Genomic DNA, 6,917 nt, shown 5'->3' with positions numbered 1-6,917 from the left:
AGTGGGGACGGTCCACGTGGGAATCTGCGCACCGGGAGTCGCCGCGCGGTCGACCGAGCTCTCATTGGGTGGGGGTCGCGGGGCGATCCGTCGCGGGGCCTGTGCGGCCGCCCTGGACCTCCTGGTGGGGATCGTCGACGAGGGCGGGAACGAATCGGGGACGTGAGGCGTTATACCCCGTGATGCCGAACATCCAGATGACCACGCTGCCCCGACCGGACCACCGGAGCGGGCCCCCGCTGCTGCGGGAGACCCTCGGGACGGTCCTCCGCGGCCTGCGGGGCGATTCGGGGCGGACCCTGCGGGACGTCGCCGACGCGGCCCGGGTGAGCCCCGGGTATCTCTCCGAGATCGAACGCGGTCGCAAGGAGGCCTCGAGTGAGCTCCTCGCGTCCATCTCGGGTGCTCTCGACGTCTCGCTAGGGGAGATCCTCATCCGCGCGGCACTCGAGGTCTCGCCCCCGGGCACCGTCTCGCTCCCGGACGCTGTCGCGGAGCCCGTGCTCGCGGCCTGAGCCCCACACCGGGAACGCCCGGTGGTCGCCCCCCGACGTAGTTCGGTACCGTGGTACCGACCAGTCGTCCGAATCGGCAGAAGGACACCACGCAGCGATGGCCAATCCGTTTACCAAGGCATGGCGCTACCTCATGGCGTTGTTCGATTCGAAGATCGACGAGAATGCCGACCCCAAGGTCCAGATCCAGCAGGCCATCTCGGACGCGCAGCGTCAGCACCAGCAGCTGTCCCAGCAGGCGGCAGCCGTCATCGGCAACCAGCGGCAGCTGGAGATGAAGCTCAACCGGCAGCTCGCCGACATCGAGAAGCTGCAGGGTTCCACCCGGCAGGCACTGCAGATGTCCGAGCAGGCCCACCAGAACGGCGACACGCAGAAGGCGACCGAGTACGAGAACGCCGCGGAGGCGTTCGCCGCGCAACTCGTCACCGCCGAGCAGAACGTCGAGGACCTCAAGGGGCTCCACGACCAGTCGCTCCAGGCCGCGGCCCAGGCCAAGAAGGCCGTCGAGCAGAACGCGATGGTGCTCCAGCAGAAGGTCGCCGAGCGGACCAAACTGCTCAGCCAGCTGGAGCAGGCCAAGATGCAGGAGCAGGTCAGCGCGTCTCTGCAGTCCATGTCCGAGGTCTCCTCGGGCGGGAACACCCCGAACCTCGACCAGGTCCGCGACAAGATCGAGCGGCGGTACGCCAACGCCCTCGGTTCGGCGGAGCTCGCCCAGAATTCCGTTCAGGGCCGGATGCTCGAGGTCGAACAGGCGTCGACGCAGATGGCCGGGCACAGTCGTCTCGAGCAGATCCGGGCGTCGATGAAGGCCGAGGGCGGTCAGCTCGGTCAGGGCACCGGTTCGGCGTCCCAGCTCCCCCAGGGCCAGCCACAGTCCACCACCCCGCCCCAGCAGCAGGCGCAGACCGACCAGCAGTGAGTCGTCCGAGGACGGGCCACCGGGGAGCGTACCGGTGGCCCGTCCTCGTCCGTGGTGAAGGGGTGGGCACATGACACTGACCGAGTTCAGGGCCCGGACCGTCGAGGCCTTCGGGGACCTGCGGGCCGATCATCTCGTGAGGTTCCACCACCTCGCCGCGTTCGACGGGCGCACGGCCGGTGAGGCCATCGACGCCGGCGCCTCCGTCAAACAGGTCTGGTTGGCCCTGTGTTCGGAGTTCGAGGTCCCCGAGTCCCTACGGTGACTCCTGCACGGCGTGTCGTTCGATCTCGAACAGGCGTTCGTCTACACTCGGGTCATGTGATGACGGGAGATCCCGTCCACAGGGCGTCATCCCCTCCACAGCGAAGGGTTGCCGGGGCTCGTGCGAGAGGTATCTGTCGTACCCGCCCCGTAGCGTCCGCGAGCGAGCAGACCACACAGACCGTCCGGCACGACACCGGAGGTCCAGCACGAACGGAGAGCATCATGGCAGCCAAGACCACCGCCAAGTCAGGTACCAGGACGGGTGTGGCCCAGAATCGCGAGCAGGCGCTGGAGTTGGCGCTCGCCCAGATCGACAAGGCCTACGGCAAGGGCTCGGTCATGCGGCTGGGCGATGACGTCCGACCGCCGATCAAGGTCATCCCGTCCGGCGCGCTCTCCCTCGACGTCGCACTCGGCATCGGAGGGTTCCCCCGGGGTCGTGTCGTGGAGATCTACGGTCCGGAGTCATCCGGCAAGACCACCGTCGCACTGCACGCGGTGGCCAACGCCCAGGCGGCCGGCGGGATCGCCGCGTTCATCGACGCGGAGCACGCGTTGGACCCGGAGTACGCCCGCAAGCTCGGCGTGGACACGGACAACCTCATCGTCTCCCAGCCGGACACCGGTGAGCAGGCGCTCGAGATCGCGGACATGCTGGTCAGGTCGGGGTCCATCGACATCCTGGTTGTCGACTCCGTCGCGGCGTTGGTGCCGCGGGCGGAGATCGAGGGCGAGATGGGGGACAGCCACGTGGGCCTGCAGGCGAGGTTGATGAGCCAGGCGCTCCGCAAGATGACCGGTGCGCTGCACAACACCAACACCACCGCGATCTTCATCAACCAGCTGCGCGAGAAGATCGGCGTGATGTTCGGCTCTCCCGAGACCACCACGGGAGGTAAGGCGCTCAAGTTCTACGCCTCGGTGCGTCTCGACGTGCGCCGGATCGAGACCCTCAAGGACGGCGCGGATGCCGTGGGCAACCGCACCAAGGTCAAGGTCGTCAAGAACAAGATCGCGCCGCCGTTCAAGATCGCGGAGTTCGACATCCTCTACGGCGAGGGCATCAGTCGCGAGGGATCGCTCATCGACATGGGTGTGGAGAACGGCTTCGTCAAGAAGTCGGGCTCCTGGTTCACCTACGGGGCGGATCAGCTGGGCCAGGGCAAGGAGAACGCCCGCCGGTACCTCAAGGAGAACCCGTCGGTCCGCGACGAGATCGAGCGGAAGATCCTCGACAAGCTCAATATCGGGGCGGGTGCGGAGATCGCGGAGATCGAGGCGGAGTCCGATGAGGACGCGCCTATCGACGTGGTGCCCGTCGAGTTCTGATGAGCGTGCAGGACCCGCACGATGCCGAGCGGGGGTGGTGTGTCGACATGGACGAACTACGCACTGCGGTCGCGGCGGTGGAGACCAGGGCGTCCAGTAGCTCGGACCTGCCGCCGTTGGCTCCCGAGGCCCACGAGGCCGCGACGGCGGCCCTCCGGCTCCTGCGCCACCGGCCACGTAGCCATCACGAACTGCGGGAGCGGCTCCTGGGTAAGGATCATGCACCGGATGCCGTGGACGAGGCGCTGGACAGGGTCCGCGTATGGGGTCTGCTCGACGACGCCGACTTCGCGTCGGAGTGGGTCAGGGGGCGGCGTCGTCGACGCGGACGATCGCGGGGTGCACTCGAACGTGAACTCCGGGAGAAGGGTGTCGCCGAGGTCCACATCGCGGGGGCGGTGGCCGACATCGACGAGTCCGATGACCGTGAGCAGGCCACCGAGCTCGTACGGGCGCGGCTCACCCGCAGGCCGGCCGCTTCCGGTCCCGGGGCGGATCTCCAGGGGGAGCGGCGCAGGCTGGTGGCGTTCCTCGCCCGCCGGGGCTATCCGACGGGGTTGGCGATGACGGTGGTCGACGCCGAATTGGCGGCCCACGTGTCGTCCTGAGTACCCTGGCCTGCGTGGATTCTCTCGTGACCGACCTGCAGGCGACGGCCGGAGACACCGGTGTCGAGCGCGTCGAGGGACGCACCTATCAGGTGCGGACCTTCGGATGCCAGATGAACGTCCATGACTCCGAGCGGCTCTCCGGTGTGTTGGATGCGGCCGGGTACGTGCCGTTCGAGGGGGAGGCGGATCCGGTTCGAGGCGATCTGCCGGACCTCGTGGTGTTCAACACATGCGCCGTCCGCGAGAACGCGGACAACCGCCTGTACGGCACCCTCGGTCATCTGCGGCCGTGGAAGGACGCCAATCCCCGACTGCAGATCGCGGTCGGAGGATGCCTGGCGCAGAAGGACAAGGACGTCGTGGTCTCGCGGGCCCCGTGGGTCGACGTCGTCTTCGGCACGCACAACCTCGGTCACCTGCCCACCTTGCTCCAGCGCTCACGGCACAACGAGCGTGCCGAGGTGGAGATCGCCGACTCGCTCCAGCACTTCCCGTCGACCCTTCCGGCCACCCGGGAGTCCGCCTACGCCGGTTGGGTCTCGGTGTCCGTCGGCTGCAACAACACCTGCACGTTCTGCATCGTCCCGTCCCTCCGCGGCAAGGAGGTGGACCGGAGACCCGGTGAGGTCCTGGCAGAGATGAAGGCACTGGCAGACGAGGGTGTCCTGGAGGTCACCCTGCTCGGACAGAACGTCAACGCCTACGGGCGGTCGTTCCACGACCCCGCCGAGCCGTCCGACAGAGGCGCCTTCGCGAAGTTGCTGCGTGCCGCCGGTCGGGTCGAGGGCATCGAGCGGATCCGGTTCACCTCACCACATCCGGCGGAGTTCACCGACGACGTGATCGAGGCGATGGCGGACACCCCCGCCGTCTGCCCGCAGCTTCACATGCCCCTGCAGTCCGGCTCGGACCGTGTCCTGCGCGCGATGCGCCGTTCGTACCGGTCGGAACGTTTCCTGGGCATCCTGGACAGGGTGCGTGCCGCGATGCCGCACGCGGCCATCACCACGGACATCATCGTCGGATTCCCCGGCGAGACCGAGGAGGACTTCCAGGCCACCCTCGACGTGGTGGAGAAGGCGCGCTTCACGAGCGCGTTCACCTTCCAGTATTCGCCGCGCCCAGGGACTCCGGCGGCGACGATGGATGACCAGATCCCCAAGTCCGTCGTGCAGGAGCGCTACGAGAGACTGATCGAACTGCAGGAGCGGATCACTCTCGAGGAGAACCGGCAGCAGGTCGGTCGTGAGGTCGAGCTGCTCGTCACCGCGGACCAGGGCCGCAAGGATGCCGCCACCGCGCGGATGACCGGCAGGGCCCGCGACGGTCGTCTCGTGCACTTCGCCCCGGTGGGGGAGCACGGAGGGCGGGTCCGACCCGGTGACGTGGTCACCACCCGAATCACCTCGGCCGCCCCGCACCACCTGCTCGCCGACGACGGCGTGCTGACCTGTCGGGCCACCAGGGCGGGCGACAGGCACGAGGCCGGCGAGAAGCCGGAGACACCTCCGATCGGCGTGGGGCTCGGACTGCCCACGCTGCGACGTGACGTCCTCGCCTCCGACACCACCCAGAAGGGATGCCTCACGTGAACACCGCTGACCGCCCGGACCCCATCCAGGGGATCATGGAATCCACCAGGACCGTGGATTCGGAGTTCCGACGCAGGGACAGGATGCTGGGCCACACCCTCGTCATAGGCAAGGCCTACCTGGCGTCGGCTCTCCTGATCGTGTTGCTCGCCGCCGCTCTCGCGCTTCCCCACAGCGACGGGGTGCGTGGTCTGGACGTGCTCTTCTTCACCGAGGCGGCCCGAGACCAACAGACCTCGCTGCCCTCCCACGTGTTCGTCCTGCTCTACTCGGTCGGCACCATCCTGTTCGGCGCCGTCATGATCATCACGCAGAAGTGGTGGGCGGCGGGGATCGCCTGGGGCGCCAGCTGCGTGGCCACGGTCTACGGGATGCTGGCGATCTGGCTGCGCCAGTCCGGACGGGGACCGAACCCCGACTTCCAGGACTTCGGCGCGCCCGGGATCGGCTTGTACGTCAGCGTGATCCTGGTGGTGCTACTGGTGATGACCCTGGCCGGCGTCCTGTGGGCGCGCACCCCGGAACAGCGCGAGCTCGAGGACTCCGTCCGCCTCCGCGACTGAACCAGGGCACAACTGAACCAGGGCACGGTGCGCTCAGCGTGTGTCGACTGCGTTCTCGGCGGCCTCGGCCCACTCCTTCCACTGCACTGCCTGGGCACGGGCCTTCTCGGCGTCCTTCGACCTGCCTGCGGCCTCGGCCTTTGCCGCCTGCTCCTCGAAATCGTCCACTCGCACCCAGAACTGGGCGGCGCGGGCCTTGGCCTCCGGGTCGGTCCGTCGCCATTCCGCGTCGGCCGCGTCGGCCACGGACTTCTCCAGGGCACGGATCCGTCCCTCGAGCTGTCCCATCCTCTCCCGCGGGACCTTGCCGATCTCCTCCCAGCGGGTCTGCAACTCCCGTAGCGAGGAACGAGCCGCCTCGAGATTCTTGCCCGGGTCGATCCGGGCCGCGTACTCGGCGAGTAGCGCCTCCTTGGCGTCCGCATTGCCCTCGAACTCCGCGTCCCGCTCGGCCGCCGCGGCGTGGCGGGCATCGAAGAACGTGTCCTGGGCTGCCTTGAAGCGCTTCCACAGGGCGTCGTCGGCCTCTCGGGGAGCGCGGCCCGCGGCCTTCCACTCGTCCATGAGTCGCCTGAACGCGGTGGCCGTGTCGTTCCAGTCGGTCGAGCCGGAGAGGGACTCGGCGCGTTCGACCAACTCCTCCTTGACCCGCTTGACCGAGGCGCGAGTGCGGTCGAGCTCCGCGAAGTGGGAACCCCGGCGCCGGTTGAACGCCTCGCGCGCCTTGGAGAAGCGCTTCCACAGGACATCGTCGGTCTTGCGATCGATGCCACGGATGGTCTTCCACTCGTCGAGGATCTCCCGGAGGCGGTCTCCGGCGGCTTTCCACTGAGTGGACGACTCGCCGATCTCCTCCGCTTCGACGGCCAACGCCTCCTTGCGGGCGATCGCGGTGGCGCGCTCCTCGTCCTTGCGCTGGCGCGCCTCGACCTCGACGGCGCCGGAGCGCTCGATCACGGCGGCGAGTCGGGTCGCGAGAGCGTCGAGATCCCCCACGGCGGCAGCGGTCGGGAGCTGCTCGGCGAGAGCCTCGGCGGAGGCGCGGGTCTTCCGCGCGTCCTGCGGGTGGGAACCGAGTCGGGCCTCGAGGAGCGTGACCTCCGCAACCAGGTCGT

8 protein-coding genes are annotated in these 6,917 nt (G+C 68.5%); 7 read left to right on the top strand and 1 reads right to left on the bottom strand.

All coding sequences use genetic code 11. From position 1 onward, the window contains the following. Window positions 1-182 precede the first annotated feature (182 nt). The 7 genes from G6027_RS06570 to G6027_RS06540 all read left to right on the top strand — a co-directional run bounded on the left by G6027_RS06570 (window position 183) and on the right by G6027_RS06540 (window position 5,802). The gene (locus G6027_RS06570) at window positions 183-515 is read left to right on the top strand and encodes a helix-turn-helix transcriptional regulator (protein ID WP_182636470.1); all 333 of its coding nucleotides are present in this window, start codon (window positions 183-185) and stop codon (window positions 513-515) included. A 97-nt stretch (window positions 516-612) separates the two neighbouring features. After that, the gene (locus G6027_RS06565; RefSeq protein ID WP_182636469.1) at window positions 613-1,440 is read left to right on the top strand and encodes a PspA/IM30 family protein; all 828 of its coding nucleotides are present in this window, start codon (window positions 613-615) and stop codon (window positions 1,438-1,440) included. Window positions 1,441-1,510: 70 nt separating this feature from the next. Then, window positions 1,511-1,705 carry a DUF3046 domain-containing protein gene (locus G6027_RS06560; RefSeq protein WP_182636468.1) on the top strand — a complete coding sequence of 65 codons (195 nt, stop codon included), beginning with the start codon at window positions 1,511-1,513 and terminating at the stop codon, window positions 1,703-1,705. Window positions 1,706-1,929: 224 nt separating this feature from the next. Further along, entirely contained in the window at window positions 1,930-3,036 is a 1,107-nt protein-coding gene (gene recA / locus G6027_RS06555; RefSeq protein ID WP_182636467.1) for a recombinase RecA, read from the top strand. Beyond that, window positions 3,036-3,644 (top strand): regulatory protein RecX, encoded by a 609-nt coding sequence (locus G6027_RS06550; RefSeq protein WP_182636466.1) that lies wholly within the window; start codon window positions 3,036-3,038, stop codon window positions 3,642-3,644. Before recA ends, G6027_RS06550 begins: the two co-directional genes overlap by 1 nt. A 26-nt stretch (window positions 3,645-3,670) precedes the next feature. Continuing rightward, complete coding sequence (gene miaB, locus G6027_RS06545) at window positions 3,671-5,239, top strand: tRNA (N6-isopentenyl adenosine(37)-C2)-methylthiotransferase MiaB (protein WP_182636472.1); 1,569 nt, start codon at window positions 3,671-3,673, stop codon at window positions 5,237-5,239. Beyond that, a complete protein-coding gene (locus G6027_RS06540; RefSeq protein ID WP_182636465.1) occupies window positions 5,227-5,802 on the top strand; it encodes a hypothetical protein in 576 nt (191 codons plus the stop codon). The genes miaB and G6027_RS06540 overlap by 13 nt, the downstream gene beginning before the upstream one ends. Window positions 5,803-5,835: 33 nt before the next feature. Here G6027_RS06540 and G6027_RS06535 read toward each other — a convergent pair. Beyond that, the coding region (locus G6027_RS06535) for a DUF349 domain-containing protein (protein ID WP_182636464.1) at window positions 5,836-6,917 on the bottom strand (1,082 nt) is incomplete at its 5' end.

The organism is Dietzia sp. SLG310A2-38A2 (assembly GCF_014145095.1).
Taxonomy (GTDB): domain Bacteria; phylum Actinomycetota; class Actinomycetes; order Mycobacteriales; family Mycobacteriaceae; genus Dietzia.
The sequence above is the reverse complement of the archived record's forward strand: the minus strand, read 5'-3'. Positions and strand labels throughout refer to the sequence as shown.

Coding starts and splice junctions, on each gene's coding strand:
- G6027_RS06570 (WP_182636470.1), top strand. CDS start 183: ATGCCGAACATCCAGATGACCACGCTGCCCCGACCGGACCACCGGAGC.
- G6027_RS06565 (WP_182636469.1), top strand. CDS start 613: ATGGCCAATCCGTTTACCAAGGCATGGCGCTACCTCATGGCGTTGTTC.
- G6027_RS06560 (WP_182636468.1), top strand. CDS start 1,511: ATGACACTGACCGAGTTCAGGGCCCGGACCGTCGAGGCCTTCGGGGAC.
- recA (WP_182636467.1), top strand. CDS start 1,930: ATGGCAGCCAAGACCACCGCCAAGTCAGGTACCAGGACGGGTGTGGCC.
- G6027_RS06550 (WP_182636466.1), top strand. CDS start 3,036: ATGAGCGTGCAGGACCCGCACGATGCCGAGCGGGGGTGGTGTGTCGAC.
- G6027_RS06540 (WP_182636465.1), top strand. CDS start 5,227: ATGCCTCACGTGAACACCGCTGACCGCCCGGACCCCATCCAGGGGATC.